We start from the raw sequence: 14,237 nt of genomic DNA on the forward strand, positions 1-14,237 counted from the left end.
CGATGCTTGTCCATGTAATTGCTGGAGGAAACAATGCTCGAACTGAGAGGCATCAAGAAAAGCTTCGGCAAAATCGAGGTCCTGCACGGTGTCGATCTGACGGTGAACGCGGGCGAGGTTCATGCGCTTCTGGGCGAGAACGGCGCTGGCAAGTCAACGCTGACGAAGATCCTGTGCGGCATTCTCAAGCCCAGCGAAGGCGAGATCTGGATCGAAGGAGAGAAGCGCCAGTTTGCCGATTACAACGAGGCCATCAATGCTGGTATCGGCGTGGTTTTCCAGGAGTTTTCGCTGGTTCCCTACCTCAATGCGGTCGAGAACATGTTTCTCGCGCGCGAACTCTGCAATGGTATGGGCTTCATGAAGCGCGCTGCCATGCGCAAGCGTGCTGGCGAAATCATGAAGCAGCTTGGCATCACGATTCCGCTCGGCGTTCCCATTCGCAACCTTTCCGTCGCTGAGCAGCAATTTGTCGAGATCGCAAAGGCACTGGCGCTGGATGCACGCATTCTTGTGCTTGACGAACCAACGGCAACGCTGACACCGACGGAGGTAGAGCACCTCTTCCGTGTCATGAGAAGCCTTCGTGCCCAGGGTGTTTCCATCATTTTCATCTCGCACCATCTGGAGGAAATATTCGAGATTTGCGACCGCATCACGGTGCTCCGCGACGGCGAATATGTCGCCTCCTGCGATGTCGCTGACGTGGACCAGTCGCGGCTTGTCGAGATGATGGTGGGACGCCGGATCGAAAACAGTTTTCCGCCCAAGCCGGTCATTCCCGCTGAGGCCAAGACCGTCCTTGATGTCGAGGAGGTTCAACTTGCCAAAGGTGGCCCCGTGTCCAGCTTTAAACTCCGGCAGGGAGAAATTCTTGGCTTTTCCGGGCTTGTGGGATCAGGGCGGACGGAAACGGCACTCGCCATGCTGGGCGCTTATCCGGCAGCGCGTTGCAAGCTGCGAATGAATGGAGTCGAGATACGCTTTGCCGATCCTTCGGAGGCTCTCGCCGCCGGTATTGGTTTGCTGCCGGAAAGCAGAAAGGAACAGGGGCTTATTACAAGCTTTCCCATCCTCCAAAACGTCTCGCTCAACAATTACGGCAAATATCTCCTCGGCCACTTCTTCATCAACCGCCGCCGCGAATTGAGTGACACCCGCGCTGCGATGCAAAGCGTCCGTGTGAAGGCGCCGCACCCGCATGTGCGGGTCGACACGCTCTCAGGCGGCAATCAGCAAAAGGTCGTGATTGCGCGCTGGATCAACCACAACATGAAGGTACTGATTTTCGATGAGCCGACACGCGGTATCGATGTCGGCGCCAAAACCGAGATTTACCAGCTGATGCGCGAGTTCACCGCGCAGGGCCATTCCATCATCATGATTTCGTCGGAGCTGCCGGAAGTGATCGGCATGTCTGACAGGGTCTGCGTTTTCCGCTCGGGAGGCATTGTCGCCACCGTGGAAGGCGACGCGATCACCTCCGAGACGGTGATGACCCACGCAACAACCGGGAGGACACAACATGTCGCATGATGCTGACGCTATCACCGGCGCGCAAGCGCAACAGGCCGCGACGCCCGTCTGGAAATCCATCATTCACTCGCCGCTGGCCTTGCCATTGGCAGGACTGATCATGGTTTCGCTGCTGATGGGTTTTGCCTCGGATAACTTCTTTTCCGTATCAAATATTCTCAATGTGCTGAGGCAGGTTTCAATCGTGGCGATCCTCGCGGTCGGCATGACCTTCGTCATCCTGACCGGAGGCATTGATCTGTCCGTGGGTGCCGTCATGGCGCTTGCAGGCACAATCGCCGCTGGCTTGATGGTAAAGTTCGGTATGCCAGGCTGGGTGGGTTTGCTTGCGGGTGTCGGCCTCGCCATCGCGCTGGGACTGTTCAACGGGGCGCTGGTTGCCTGGGGACGTATGCCTGCCATCATCGTCACCCTTGCCACCATGGGCATTGCCCGCGGCGCGGGCCTGATCTATTCGGGCGGCTATCCGATCTCCGGCTTGCCCTCCTGGATTTCATGGTTCGGCGTCGGACGTATCGGCATCATCCCAGTTCCGGTCATCGCCATGGTCCTGGTCTACGCGCTGGCCTGGGTCCTTCTGGAACGCACAGCCTTCGGCCGGCATGTCTATGCCATCGGCGGCAACGAGGTGGCTGCGAAACTGTCTGGCGTCAAGACGGGACGCATCAAGCTTGCCGTTTACGTCATCTCCGGTCTGACTGCCGGCCTTGCCGCCATCATTCTGACTGGTCGTCTTATGTCCGGACAGCCGAATGCCGGCGTGGGCTTTGAACTCGACGCCATCGCGGCGGTCGTTCTCGGCGGCACCGCAATTGCGGGCGGACGGGGGCTCATACTCGGAACGCTCATCGGTGCCGTGCTGCTGGGCATCCTCAATAATGGCCTCAACCTCATGGGGATCAACCCATACCTGCAGGACATTATTCGCGGCTTCATCATCCTTCTCGCCATCTACATCGCCCGCGAATGGCGCTGATCGACTACCTCCCAACCTCAAAATCACAGGAGAACCAACATGGCCCAATCACTGGAAGGCAAGATTGCAGTCATTACCGGCGCTGCCTCGGGCATCGGCCTTGCGACCACCGAAAAGCTGCTGGCCAATGGCTGCACCGTCGTCATGGTCGACTGGAACGAGAAAGCCCTGAATGAACTCGCCGCCAAACTCGGCAAAAATGCCATTCCGCAAGTGACCAACCTGCTCGATGCCGAAAGCTGTGCCGCGATGATTCCTGAGGTCCTTGAGAAGGTCGATCATATCGACATTCTCTACTGCAATGCCGGCACCTACATCGGCGGCGATCTCACCGAAACGACGGCAGAAGAAATCGACCGCATGTTGAACCTCAACATCAACGCCGTCATGAAGAATGTCCACGCCGTCGTGCCGCATATGAGCGAACGCAAGACGGGCGACATCATCGTCACAAGTTCAATCGCGGGCCATTTTCCAACCCATTGGGAGCCCGTCTATGCTGGCTCCAAATGGGCAATCACCTGCTTCGTGCAGACGATGCGCCGTCAGATGATCCCGCACGGTGTACGCGTCTCCCAGGTGTCGCCGGGTCCCGTATCATCCGCGCTGCTGGCAGACTGGCCGGAGGAAAATCTCCGCGCCGCCAAGGAATCCGGCAGCATCATCGAGCCGAGCGAAGTCGCTGATGCTGTGGAATATATCCTCACACGCAATCGCAATGTAACGATCCGCGATATGTTGGTGTTGCCGACCAATTTTGATCGCGTCTAAGCTTGAGGAAAGTGTCGTCGCGCCTGTCCTGTGGACACGGCGCGACGAGTTTAACAGGAGGATGTTATGAGTGGATATTTTATTGGCGTCGATGTCGGCACAGCCTCTGCCCGGGCTGGCGTTTTCGATGCTACCGGCACGATGTTGGCCTCGGCCAAGCATGACATCCTGATATTTCGTGACGACAACGGCCATGTGGAGCAATCGAGCGCTCAGATATGGGATGCGGTGTGCGCCGCCGTTCGCGACGCCGTGGATGCAGCCGGAGTTGATGCTGCCTCTGTTGTCGGCCTTGGTTTTGATGCGACCTGCTCCTTGGTGGTCGAGGGCGCAAATGGCGGGGTGGGTGATAAAGCTTACCCTGAACGCGATATCATCGTCTGGATGGATCATCGGGCCATCGGGCAGGCTCGACGTATCAACCAGATGGGCCATGCCGTTCTGTCCTATGTCGGCGGCGTTATCTCGCCAGAAATGCAGACACCCAAACTCCTTTGGCTCAAGGAGAACCGGGAGGAGATTTATACAAGCGCCCGCAATTTCTTCGACCTCACGGACTTCCTGACCTGGAAGTCCACGGGCGCACTGGAGCGTTCCTCCTGCACGGTCACCTGCAAATGGACCTATCTCGCTCATGAGAACCGCTGGGACGAAGACTATTTCGCAAAGATAGGCTTGGGCGACCTTTCCGCCGATGGCTTCAGGCGGATCGGTGCGCGTGTCGTTCCTCCCGGCACGCCGCTTGGCGCGGGGCTGAACGATGATGCAGCCATGGCAATGGGCTTGCGCCCCGGCACCGCCGTCGGAGCAGGGCTCATCGACGCCCATGCTGGCGGTATCGGTACCGTCGCTGCTCGTGGCGGCGCAGAAAATCCCGCTGCCTGCCTGGGTTATGTCTTTGGTACGTCATCCTGCACGATGACGACCACAACGGAGCCAGTCTCCGTTCCCGGCGTGTGGGGGCCATACTACTCCGCCATGGTGCCCGGCATGTGGCTCAATGAAGGTGGCCAGTCCGCCGCTGGCGCTGCGATCGACCAGTTGCTCAGCCTCCACCCCTATGCCGACAAGGCAAGAACCAATGCAGGACAAGAAGGCCTTGGATTGCCGCAGTGGCTGGCGGCAAAAGCGCTGGCATCTGTCGATGAGCCATCCAACGCCGCTTTCGTTGCGGGACAGTTGAACGTCGTTCCGGAGTTTCTCGGCAACCGCGCCCCCTTCGCCGATCCCGCCGCGCGTGCTGTCGTTATGGGTCTGGGAATGGAAACCGGTGTTGACAGTCTGGTCTCACTCTATGTCGCCGGGCTGTGCGGCCTTGGTTACGGTCTGCGCCAGATCATCGACACACAGGCCAGACATGGCGTGTCCATCTCGTCCATTTCGGTCTCTGGCGGTGCCGGCACTCACAGGCTCACCCGTCAAATCCTGGCAGATGCAACCGGAATTCCTGTTGAAGTAACCGCATGCCCCGAGCCGGTGCTGTTGGGTTCGGCCATGCTGGCTGCCGTTGCTGCGGGAACATATCCGGATTTGCAAACCGCAATGCCCGCCATGTCCAGTGTTTCGGGTCGAAGTGAACCGGCCTCTGGCCCCGTCCGGGCTTTGCATGAAGCACGCTACAAGGCCTTCCTCAAAATTCAGGAAATTGCGCGAGAGGTGCGGGACGACATAGAACCGCTTTTGACCGCAGGCTCTCATTAATCCGCTGCAATACATGCATATCAGGAGGAGTATATAATGCAGTTTTCAGGCAAATCTGTCATCATCACCGGCGCGGGCAAGGGCATCGGTCGCGCCTGCGCCAGAACCATGGCGGAGCGTGGAGCCGAAGTCATCGCGCTGAGCCGGACTGCGTCGGATCTCGACAGTCTTCGCGCTGAAATCGGCGGGCGCTCTGTGGTCGTGGATCTTGCCGATCCGGCTGCGACTCGTCGGGCAATGGCACAGGCCGGAACGGCGGATTTCCTTATCAACAGCGCGGGCATCAATGTGCTGGAATCCAGTTTCGACATGACGGAAGCAGGCTACGACGCCGTCATGGGCATCAACCTACGGGCAGCCCTCATCACCTGCCAGGAATTTGGACGCGCGCGGGTTGCCGCGGGCGGCGGCGGTGCCATCGTCAACATCACGTCGATTGCCGGGCACCGTGGCTTTGCCGAACATCTGTGCTACGCCGCCTCAAAGGCAGGTCTGGAGGGGGCGACCCGCGTTCTTGCCAAGGAGTTTGGCCCGCACGGCATCCGCGTCAACGCCGTAGCGCCAACCATAACACTCACCGAACTCGCCATGGCCGCATGGAGCGACCCGGTAAAATCCCAGCCGATGATGGTCCGTCACCCGGTCGGTCGTTTTGCCGAAGTAGACGATGTCGCACGCACGATCGCCGCTGTGCTGTCGTCAGATATGGCCATGGTCAATGGCGCCGTTCTGAGCGTGGATGGTGGCTTCCTGGCCGTATGAGCTTCTGATGCGCCAGACTAAGCAAGGGTTGAAGCCAAAGTTCTGCAGGTCTTCAGATTAATCGAAGCGTCAGAAGGGCCCTGATTTCCGAAGGCTCTTTTCCGTCCTCGTAAAGCGTCTCCTCTCCCGGTATGATGTGGCTCGTCAATTCCTGGAGGAGGAAGATGATGGCCGATAACTCGACATACCAGTTGCCGAAATATAGTGGTGTCTCACGGGCTCTTCACTGGATTGTGGCCCTGTTGGTGTTCATGACCTGGCCGATGGGGCTTATGATCGGCTTCGTAAAGGACGAGGTGAAACTCGATTTTTATCTCGTCCATGAAAGTCTGGGCTTTCTCGTGCTTTGGATCATGCTGCTGAGGGTTGGCGCCCGGCTATATGCGCCGGCCCCTCCTATTCAGGGGAGTTTTGGCGAGCGCGTCGCCGCACATACGGTCCACGGTCTCATCTACATGTTTCTGATCATAATGCCGGTGTCGGGCTTTCTCGCCACCAACGCCCACGGCTTTCCATTGCAATGGTTCGGTTTGTTTCCTGTCTGGAGCCCGATTGAGAAATCTCCCCAGATAGCTCCGCTTCTGTCAACGATGCATGAGTGGAGCGCATGGATCGTTTTGGTGCTTTTCGCGTTACACCTGTTGGCGGTCATCTTTCACCATGTGATCCGCCGGGATACCACGCTTTACCGTATTCTCTAGACTGGGACGTCGATGCGCAATCTTCACATGACTGACAGGCTCTGGAACCGGCTTCTTTCAATTCGCAATGGCGCGGATGCTCTAAGAAGAACCGAGGCAGAGGCGGCAATGACGCTGTATGGACCAGTTGCTTCCGCTCGCGGCGGGTTTGTTCTGGCACAGGTCGGTCAATCGCTGGACGGCCGGGTAGCGACCCCAAGCGGGGACGCCCGGGACATATCCGGGCCTGACGGTCTGGCTCACCTCCATCGTTGTCGCGCATTGGTGGATGCCGTCATCGTTGGCATTGGCACCGTGCAGAATGATAACCCCCGATTGTCGGTGAGGGAGGTCAGTGGGCCGAGCCCAACACGCGTCGTTATCGACTGCCGCGGAGAGCTCACAGGCGACGAAGGCCTGTTCCACGATGGCGGCGCGCCGGTCATCGTTATCCAGGGACATGACGCGCAAAAAACGATGCATAGCGCCGATGTGGTACAGCTCGCTCGCGGAGCCGCTGGTCTTGATCCTAACGACATACTTGAAAGTCTTTCCCAGCGGGGCTTGAAACGCATTCTTGTGGAGGGTGGCGCAAGGACAATTGCCCGCTTCATCGACGCCAACCTCGTCGATCGGCTTCACGTCGCAATCGCACCTGTCATCATCGGGTCCGGCCCCTGCGGCATCTCGCTGCCGCCTATAGCCCAACTCTGCAACGCCCACCGACCCGCCGCCGAGGTCTATTCGCTCGGCAGCGACGTTTTGTTTGACTGTCGCCTTAAATCGGAGGACCGGTCAGAGGTTCGGAAAGGCGAGAAGATCCGTATGGCCGACGATGCATACGCTATCGTCGCTGCCAATCTGTGACAGACGGAAGTCAAGCCACTCACTGAATGCCGCCTCTTCGATGTTGCCAATCTCGAGGATTGGCCGCTTCAGGCCTGCCAGAAAAGCCATTTGCAGTTCGGCCATGTCGCCGCGCAGCTGCCAGGGACTCGTGGCCACGCTAACGGAAAATCCGCTCGCCTCAAATAGGGAAGACAGGTGGTCGGTTGCGTCTGGGCCAAGTGCCGGGCCGAGCCCCTTGTCGAAGTGCTGATGGCGGTTGAAGGCCTCTACCACCTGCTCATCGAAGGGGTGTCGAACCGTCCACTGCATTTGGCCGTCATAATTAAGAGCAGCGTAGAGCCCGATGTTCCGACCGACAAGCTGTGCTGCAAACCGGTCGCTAAATTGTGCCGAGCAAAGGTCAAAGAGAGCCGATGCCGTCACCATTGACACACCATCGAGCACGGCATCGTCCAGCTGATTGAGATTTCGGCAGAGAAACTCGATGCCGTCCTTTTCACCGATCTGCCGTTTTGCTTCTTCCAGCAGGGTAGCCTCATAGTCGAGAAGCTTCCAGGTCGCGTCCGGCAATGCAGGGGCGAGTGTCCGATAGGTCGATCCTGTCCCGCATCCGATGTCCAGGATAGTCCGCGGCGGCGGCGCGGAGGATATGTACCTGTTAAAGCTCTGCAGGAGTGACAGTGATCGCGCGTCACGGTCTGCCGGCTCCCTGAGTGTCAGCCAGTCCTTGTCGAAGCCACTCATGCCAATGCTTTCAATCTGTTAGAGATGATTTCTGAGGTTTCTTCCCAACTCGGTAACAGCTTGCCCGCGCGCGCTGCGGCCTCCGCGCGACGTGCCCGCTCCTGGCTGTCGGTCAGCAATGTCCGGATGGCAGCTGCTGTTGCGTCTATGTCGTCAACTGGCACCAAGATTCCCGCGTCGCTCGGTACGACATCCGGCACCGCACCTGCCTTGCAGGCAACGATTGGCAGGCCGTAGGCCAACGCTTCGGCAAAGACCATGCCATAGCCCTCGTAGCGGCTCGCCAAAGCGAAAATGTCTGCCTGGGTATAGAATGGTCCAAGCTCGTCAAATTCGCCAGCCAGAATGATGCGGTCCGATAGCTTTGCGGCTTCGATCTGCTGGGCAAGGGCAGTCGCTACGGCGGGATCCAGATGCGGACTACCGACAATCGTCGTGCGCCATTCGAGATCTTCGAGCTTTTTCAGCGCAGCGATGAAAACGTCATGCCCCTTGCGTCTGGTGAGGGACCCGACAGAAAGGATATACGGAATATCGTTCCGCGTCTTGCTCTCGGAAGCTGGCTTTACGGTGCCGGGAACAGCCACGGTAATTTTGTCAGCGGCGACGCCAAAATTCTTCGCCAGTTCACCTGCTGTCATCGGTGACGTCACGATGACGTGTTGCGTGGCGGCCAACGCCGCTGTCTCGCTCCTGCGCAGAGGGGCCTGCTGCGCCTCAGTCAAACCTGTCTCAAGGGCAAGAGGGTGATGGACAAGCGCGACGATTTTAAGCCGCCCCGCTTCTCTCTGTGCCCATTCATCCATCACACCGAAAGCAAGGCCATCGATCAGGACGAGGGCGCCGTCTTCCAACGCCGAAAGCCGTGCTTCCGCCTCATGAAGCGCCTCAGCCGATGGAGAGGGAAAGCCCTCGCCGAGGGCTAGAAGCTCGACATTCCAGCCCAGCTCTCTCAGACCCTTGACGATTTCCCGGTCATAACCATATCCGCCGGTCTTCAGGTTCAGGTTCCCGGGATAGGCGAGAGTGAGATTTGGTCTCAAAGGTCTGCCTCGTACCAGCCGCGTGCAGCGTGAGATTCATGCAGCGTGACTTTGATGCGCGCGATCCGGTGACTGCCGGGACCGAGACGTTTGTCTGCCACGGCTCCGGAAAGCTCGTCGAAAATATGCTTGGCGATGACCTCAGTCGTGCTGATTTTGCCTTTGAAAACATCCAGTTCGTCGAGGTTCTGATAGTTCAGAGGTTTGAGGACTTCCGAAAGGACAGTCGTTGCCGCTCCAATGTCCACCGCAAGTCCATCTTCGTCCACATCCTTGGTGAAAAACGCTGCATCAACGACGAAGGTCGCGCCGTGCATACCTTGGGCCGGGCCGAAAACGGGGCGTGGAAGGCTATGGGCGATCATGATGTGATCTCTGACTTCGACTGCGAACATGGTCTCTCTTTCTTCAGTAATGGATGCGGTGGCAAAGCGTGTCCTGTGATGACAGGATACGTGGGTAATCGCCCGCCAGATCAGCAAAGGCTGTCTCGCCGGAAATCAGGTGGTCGAGTGTGTCGTCGAGGAGGAGTTCAAGTGCTTTCGCCATTCGCCGGCCGAACGTCCAACGCGCGCTGTGTAATTTGGGAATGGAACCGACCTGCGAACTCACGAGCGAAAGCCGTCTGGAGTGAAAGCTGCCGCCCAGCGGGATCGTGACGGATTTGTCGCCGTACCAGCTGGCCTCCACGATGCGCGCTTCCATTCCTGCATGATGGATGGCCTGCGCAAGTGCTTCGCCGGATGCCGAAGCATTGATGAGGACGTCGAATTCCCCCTCCAGATTTTCGGCCTCTATGAAGGCTAAACCCATGGCTTTTGCGTGATGACGACGCTCTGGGTTGGTATCGACAAGGACAGTTTCCGTCCCTGCAATCCGGTTGGAGAGATTGGCGACCATTGTGCCCACAACACCACCGCCAAAGACCGCAACGCGGTCTCCGGGTTGAATGACAGCATCCCACACGATGTTGAGCGCCGTTTCCATATTGGCGGCGAGCACGGCCCGAGCGGGCGGAAGCTTCTCCGGCAATGCAGTGACCATGTCCTTCGCCGTAACGAAGGCGTTCTGGTGAGGGTGAAGACAGAAGACGGTCTTGCCGACCACGTCGGCTGGCCCTTCTTCCACAATCCCGACGGAGGAATAACCGTATTTGACGGGAAACGAAAAGTCGCCTTCCATATGGGGGCCACGCATTCTCTCAAATTCGGTGCTGGGCACGGCGCCCTTGAACACCAGCGCTTCCGTACCCCTGCTGATACCGGTGTAAAGAGTGCGTACGAGCACCTCATTATCGCGGCGTTGCCTGAGCTGCTCCTCTTTCAATTCACAATATTCTGCGCGCTCGATCCAAAGTGCCCGGCATGGGGTGTGTCCGGACTGTGTGGCGGTGCCGATAGGAGATGCCAAAAGGGTGATCCCGATTAATGCGTGTTGAATGGAGCGTATTGCCGAGACGCGCGTTTTGTTCCGTGGTCACTGCCAAAATAAATTTATGACGCGAGAGAAATCCAGATGCGATCCTCTCCGTAAAAAACAATAAAGCTTAGGGAGAGTATGTCATATGCCGCCAATCAACCAGTCAGCTTTCCGACTTGCAACTCCTGAGATGGAGGTCGAACGCGCCGTTGCTGAGCTTCGCTACGGTCGCCCTGTCCTCATGTCATCAGGTGAACGAAAGATCGCCGTCATGGCACTCGACGCTGTCACGCCGTCTTTATACGATCAGTTCGCCGAGGCAACGAGGGACACGCACTCACTGCTCCTCACTGCGCCCCGCGCCACCCGGCTCGGCATTGTCGGCAACGGCGACATATTGGCGCCCCTCGCTGGTGTGAGTTTTGAGCAGGCGTCCACTTTCTCTTATGTGCTCGGCGCGGACAAGCCGGACACATGGATGGAGGCAGATGAGCTGGCGTCGCAAACAGCAGAGCTGGCAAGGACAGCTCTCCTTCTCCCCGCAATGGTGTTGGCCGACGTTTCGGCTTTCCAGGACGATTTTGCCGGATGCTGTGAGGTATCCGCTGCACGGCTGAAGGGTGCGGAGACAGCGCGTCAGCGCTTCGAACAGGTGGTGCGCACCCGGGTCCCTCTCAAGGATCTTGGAGATTCCGAATTTGTCGTCTTCCGCGGCGGTCTTGCCCAGAAGGACCAGGTTGCAGTCATTGTTGGCAAACCCGACGTGTCACGAACGGTACCAATCCGTATCCACTCGTCCTGCATCACGGGCGATCTCTGCGGCTCCTTGAAGTGCGATTGCGGCGATCAGCTTCGTAACGGTCTGGCCCTGTTGAAACAGGCGGGCGGCGGCGTGCTCCTTTATCTCGATCAGGAAGGACGCGGCACCGGCATTGGCGCAAAAATGCGTGCCTATGGCTATCAGCATCAGGGCCTGGATACGATTGACGCTGACGCCGAACTCGGTCTGGCAGACGATCACCGACGCTATGAAGCGGCGGTCGCAATTCTCCGCCATTTGAACATCACCAAGGTCGCGGTCTATACGAACAATCCAACGAAGATCAACGGGCTGAGGGCAGGTGGTATCGAAGTCGATGCCCGCGCTGCGGTAAATGGTACGGTGACCCTGGAAAACCAGAACTACCTTCGTACCAAAACACTACGTGCTGGTCACCTCATGGATCTCAATGCATTGGTTGCGGCCGAGTGAATGCGGTCGTAGGGAGGACTGAATGGCACTGATCCATGGTGAGGTACCTGGCGGCCTCAAGGGAAGACGGCCGCTTGTGCAAAACACGCTCGGGCATCTTGGCTATTTGATGCTCGGAACAATCATCGTCGCGCTACTGGTTCGCACCGAAATGTCTCTCGGATGGGACTTCGTCGCGGCCGCCATCCTTTCTCTATCCATCGTTTTCGGCTTTGTCGTATATCTTCTGCCGGATTATCCGCATCGACGGTTTGGATACGCGAACATCGTCACAGCGTTTCGGGCCACGCTTGTCTGCCTCACCGGCGCTACCGTCCTGTGTTTCGAAAGCCTGCACAACGCCGACACGGTTCTCTGGATACTCGTTGGCGTCGTTGCGCTTGCACTCTCGCTGGATGGCATAGATGGCTATCTCGCACGGCGATATCATCAGGAATCGGAACTCGGCGCTCGCTTCGATATGGAGGTGGATGCTCTACTTATCCTCATCCTCTCTGTCGCCGCTGCAATGCTGGATAAAGCCGGCGCTTGGGTGCTCATGATAGGGCTCATGCGATACGCTTTCGTCGCTGCAGGCTGGGTTGCACCCTTTCTCAGCGCTGATTTGCCACCTTCACTCAGACGAAAATTCGTTTGCGTCGTACAGGTGTCGGTCCTCTGCCTGATACTCGTTCCGGCAGTAACGGTGCCATTGTCCGGCTATCTTGCGGCTATCGCCCTCGCCATGCTGGCCTATTCCTTTACACTGGATATTGTCTATCTCACACGGCGGCGGGTGGGCATATGAAAACTGCCGACAGCCTCTCTTCATCGTTGGGACTCGCTCGTTCCCTCGTCGTCTATTATGGCCAGCCATGGCGACGATACGCACTGAAACGCTTTTACCGTTCTCTTGTCGCTCCCGGTGAACTCGCATTTGATATCGGCGCTCACGTTGGCAGCCGCTCGCGGACGCTCTTAGACATCGGTGCCAAAGTCGTGGCAATCGAGCCGCAGCCTTTGTTCGCTGATTTCGTGGAGCGACGTCTTGGCCAGGAGCTTGAGGGTTTCGAACGTGTAGCGGTTGGTCGGCGGCAGGGCGAGGTGGAACTGTTGATTTCCAGCCGCCATCCCACCGTGACAAGTGTTTCGGGAAGCTTTGTCGATGCCGTAAAGCAAAGTGCAGGCTTTGCCCACGTCGAATGGGATCGGAAAGTTACCGTGCCCATGAAAACGCTGGATGACCTCATTGATACATATGGCCTGCCAGCCTTTTGCAAGATCGATGTGGAGGGCGCGGAAGCGGAAGTGCTTTCCGGTCTCACGAGGCCGATCAATCTCGTTGCTTTCGAATATATTCCCGCAATGCCGTCCGTTGCATCTGAGGCCATCGCTGTTTTGCAGGCACTTGCCGACTACCGGTTCAATCGCGTTGAGGGTGAAACGCATCGGTTTGTATCTCCGGATTGGAAAACCGGCGCAGAGATCCTCGCGGAACTGAAAGCGATGCCGCAAGACGCTTTATCGGGCGATGTCTACGCCAGGGTCAGCCGCGCGTGAAATCGGTGTCACGCATGGCTTGGCCGCTTTCGAAAGGCAGCCGCTGCGAGAAAGACGATTCCCGGCGCTGCTCCCGCAAGCGACAGCCATCCGTAGGTAATGCTGGCGGCAAGTCCGTCGACGGACGATGCGCCGAGCATGGGCCAGAGCGCCATGGCCGCTGCCTCGCGTGTCCCCCATCCCCCGAAGCCGGTTGGTATCAACATCGCAACGAGGCAGAAGGGGATGATCGTGAGACACGCAGTCCAGGGCAAGTCAGATCCTGTAGCCGTCGCGGCGATAAAGAATACACCTACGTAGCTGGCAAGAATGGCGATGCTTGTGACTGCCTGAAAAAGCCAAGCCCTTCGCCGAAGAAAGACCTCCAAAAGCTCTTCACTGAGCGTGCCTATGACCGCTCCCTTACGCTTCACCAGAAGTACAACGATCAAAGCGATCGCGCTCAACGCGACGCCGACGCAGACATAATGATTGGTATACTGGCCGAAACTGCTCGTGGTCACGAATGGCCAGACAGCGAGCCCAATCAATGCCAGCCCGAAAAACACGATCTGGCCGGACAGTCTTTCAAAAAGAACCGCCTTAGCGGGTTGCCTCCAGGCCCCAGGTTCATCGCCACGCATTCTCCACGCTCTTATGGCATCGCCCGTCACTCCTCCGGGCAGAGTTTGGTTGAGAAAGCTTGCGACGTAATATTCCCGGATTGCCATCGGCAGCGCTATGTGATGCCCCAGCCGCTGGGAGGTAAACCGCCACCGCAACGCCGAGACGATAATCTGCACCTGCACCAATCCGAGACAGGCGATGATCGCTACCCACGAGATGCGCGACAGAGATTGCTCGAGTGCCGACAGATCAGTCTGGACGATAATAGCGGCAAGCGCGATCAGCGTTATGACCGATATTATTATGCGCAGTGTGTTCAAGCGTTGAGGCCCTTATATTCTCTGCGGTTATTTAGCAGA

Annotated in this window: 15 protein-coding genes; 10 read left to right on the forward strand and 5 right to left on the reverse strand. The window is 57.9% G+C overall.

Annotated elements, in window-relative coordinates; translation table 11 throughout:
• Positions 1–33: 33 nt before the first annotated feature.
• The 7 genes from QRN85_RS03235 (at position 34) to QRN85_RS03265 (ending at position 7,293) form a co-directional block, all read left to right on the forward strand.
• Positions 34–1,536 carry a sugar ABC transporter ATP-binding protein gene (locus tag QRN85_RS03235; RefSeq protein ID WP_284757204.1) on the forward strand — a complete coding sequence of 501 codons (1,503 nt, stop codon included), beginning with the start codon at positions 34–36 and terminating at the stop codon, positions 1,534–1,536.
• Positions 1,526–2,512, forward strand: coding sequence for an ABC transporter permease (locus tag QRN85_RS03240; protein ID WP_284757205.1), 987 nt, complete (start codon positions 1,526–1,528; stop codon positions 2,510–2,512). The genes QRN85_RS03235 and QRN85_RS03240 overlap by 11 nt, the downstream gene beginning before the upstream one ends.
• A 39-nt stretch (positions 2,513–2,551) precedes the next feature.
• Positions 2,552–3,283: an SDR family oxidoreductase gene (locus QRN85_RS03245; protein ID WP_284757206.1), complete on the forward strand. Its 732-nt coding sequence runs from the start codon at positions 2,552–2,554 to the stop codon at positions 3,281–3,283.
• A 66-nt stretch (positions 3,284–3,349) separates the two neighbouring features.
• Positions 3,350–4,984, forward strand: coding sequence for an FGGY-family carbohydrate kinase (locus tag QRN85_RS03250; protein ID WP_284757207.1), 1,635 nt, complete (start codon positions 3,350–3,352; stop codon positions 4,982–4,984).
• 36 nt (positions 4,985–5,020) lie between these two features.
• Complete coding sequence (locus QRN85_RS03255; protein WP_062587816.1) at positions 5,021–5,746, forward strand: SDR family oxidoreductase; 726 nt, start codon at positions 5,021–5,023, stop codon at positions 5,744–5,746.
• 167 nt (positions 5,747–5,913) lie between these two features.
• A complete protein-coding gene (locus QRN85_RS03260; protein ID WP_284757208.1) occupies positions 5,914–6,447 on the forward strand; it encodes a cytochrome b in 534 nt (177 codons plus the stop codon).
• Positions 6,448–6,459: 12 nt separating this feature from the next.
• Positions 6,460–7,293 carry a RibD family protein gene (locus tag QRN85_RS03265; RefSeq protein ID WP_284757209.1) on the forward strand — a complete coding sequence of 278 codons (834 nt, stop codon included), beginning with the start codon at positions 6,460–6,462 and terminating at the stop codon, positions 7,291–7,293.
• Here QRN85_RS03265 and QRN85_RS03270 read toward each other — a convergent pair.
• From QRN85_RS03270 to QRN85_RS03285, 4 genes are read right to left on the reverse strand one after another with little or no spacing between them, the layout of a single operon-like run.
• Positions 7,222–8,019 (reverse strand): class I SAM-dependent methyltransferase, encoded by a 798-nt coding sequence (locus QRN85_RS03270; protein ID WP_284757210.1) that lies wholly within the window; start codon positions 8,017–8,019, stop codon positions 7,222–7,224. The genes QRN85_RS03265 and QRN85_RS03270 overlap by 72 nt on opposite strands.
• Positions 8,016–9,062 (reverse strand): glycosyltransferase family 4 protein, encoded by a 1,047-nt coding sequence (locus tag QRN85_RS03275; protein WP_284757211.1) that lies wholly within the window; start codon positions 9,060–9,062, stop codon positions 8,016–8,018. The genes QRN85_RS03270 and QRN85_RS03275 overlap by 4 nt, the downstream gene beginning before the upstream one ends.
• Complete coding sequence (locus QRN85_RS03280; RefSeq protein WP_284757212.1) at positions 9,059–9,457, reverse strand: 6-pyruvoyl trahydropterin synthase family protein; 399 nt, start codon at positions 9,455–9,457, stop codon at positions 9,059–9,061. The genes QRN85_RS03275 and QRN85_RS03280 overlap by 4 nt, the downstream gene beginning before the upstream one ends.
• A 13-nt stretch (positions 9,458–9,470) precedes the next feature.
• Positions 9,471–10,472 (reverse strand): zinc-dependent alcohol dehydrogenase, encoded by a 1,002-nt coding sequence (locus QRN85_RS03285; RefSeq protein ID WP_284757213.1) that lies wholly within the window; start codon positions 10,470–10,472, stop codon positions 9,471–9,473.
• 154 nt (positions 10,473–10,626) lie between these two features.
• Between QRN85_RS03285 and ribA the strand changes: the two genes are divergently transcribed.
• From ribA to QRN85_RS03300, 3 genes are read left to right on the forward strand one after another with little or no spacing between them, the layout of a single operon-like run.
• The gene (gene ribA, locus QRN85_RS03290) at positions 10,627–11,733 is read left to right on the forward strand and encodes a GTP cyclohydrolase II RibA (protein ID WP_284757214.1); all 1,107 of its coding nucleotides are present in this window, start codon (positions 10,627–10,629) and stop codon (positions 11,731–11,733) included.
• Positions 11,734–11,755: 22 nt separating this feature from the next.
• On the forward strand, positions 11,756–12,520 hold the full coding sequence (locus QRN85_RS03295) for a CDP-alcohol phosphatidyltransferase family protein (protein ID WP_062587804.1): 765 nt from the start codon (positions 11,756–11,758) through the stop codon (positions 12,518–12,520).
• Positions 12,517–13,272, forward strand: a complete 756-nt coding sequence (locus tag QRN85_RS03300) for an FkbM family methyltransferase (RefSeq protein WP_284757215.1) — start codon at positions 12,517–12,519, stop codon at positions 13,270–13,272. Before QRN85_RS03295 ends, QRN85_RS03300 begins: the two co-directional genes overlap by 4 nt.
• Before the next feature lie 8 nt (positions 13,273–13,280).
• On the opposite strand, the gene QRN85_RS03305 is transcribed toward QRN85_RS03300, so the two are convergent.
• Positions 13,281–14,198, reverse strand: a complete 918-nt coding sequence (locus tag QRN85_RS03305) for a lysylphosphatidylglycerol synthase transmembrane domain-containing protein (RefSeq protein ID WP_284757216.1) — start codon at positions 14,196–14,198, stop codon at positions 13,281–13,283.
• Between the last annotated feature and the right edge of the window lie 39 nt (positions 14,199–14,237).

The sequence above is a fragment of the Agrobacterium sp. fls2-241-TYG-188a genome, from assembly GCF_030209845.1.

Coding starts and splice junctions, on each gene's coding strand:
- QRN85_RS03235 (WP_284757204.1), top strand. CDS start 34: ATGCTCGAACTGAGAGGCATCAAGAAAAGCTTCGGCAAAATCGAGGTC.
- QRN85_RS03240 (WP_284757205.1), top strand. CDS start 1,526: ATGTCGCATGATGCTGACGCTATCACCGGCGCGCAAGCGCAACAGGCC.
- QRN85_RS03245 (WP_284757206.1), top strand. CDS start 2,552: ATGGCCCAATCACTGGAAGGCAAGATTGCAGTCATTACCGGCGCTGCC.
- QRN85_RS03250 (WP_284757207.1), top strand. CDS start 3,350: ATGAGTGGATATTTTATTGGCGTCGATGTCGGCACAGCCTCTGCCCGG.
- QRN85_RS03255 (WP_062587816.1), top strand. CDS start 5,021: ATGCAGTTTTCAGGCAAATCTGTCATCATCACCGGCGCGGGCAAGGGC.
- QRN85_RS03260 (WP_284757208.1), top strand. CDS start 5,914: ATGGCCGATAACTCGACATACCAGTTGCCGAAATATAGTGGTGTCTCA.
- QRN85_RS03265 (WP_284757209.1), top strand. CDS start 6,460: ATGCGCAATCTTCACATGACTGACAGGCTCTGGAACCGGCTTCTTTCA.
- QRN85_RS03270 (WP_284757210.1), bottom strand. CDS start 8,019: ATGAGTGGCTTCGACAAGGACTGGCTGACACTCAGGGAGCCGGCAGAC.
- QRN85_RS03280 (WP_284757212.1), bottom strand. CDS start 9,457: ATGTTCGCAGTCGAAGTCAGAGATCACATCATGATCGCCCATAGCCTT.
- ribA (WP_284757214.1), top strand. CDS start 10,627: ATGCCGCCAATCAACCAGTCAGCTTTCCGACTTGCAACTCCTGAGATG.
- QRN85_RS03295 (WP_062587804.1), top strand. CDS start 11,756: ATGGCACTGATCCATGGTGAGGTACCTGGCGGCCTCAAGGGAAGACGG.
- QRN85_RS03300 (WP_284757215.1), top strand. CDS start 12,517: ATGAAAACTGCCGACAGCCTCTCTTCATCGTTGGGACTCGCTCGTTCC.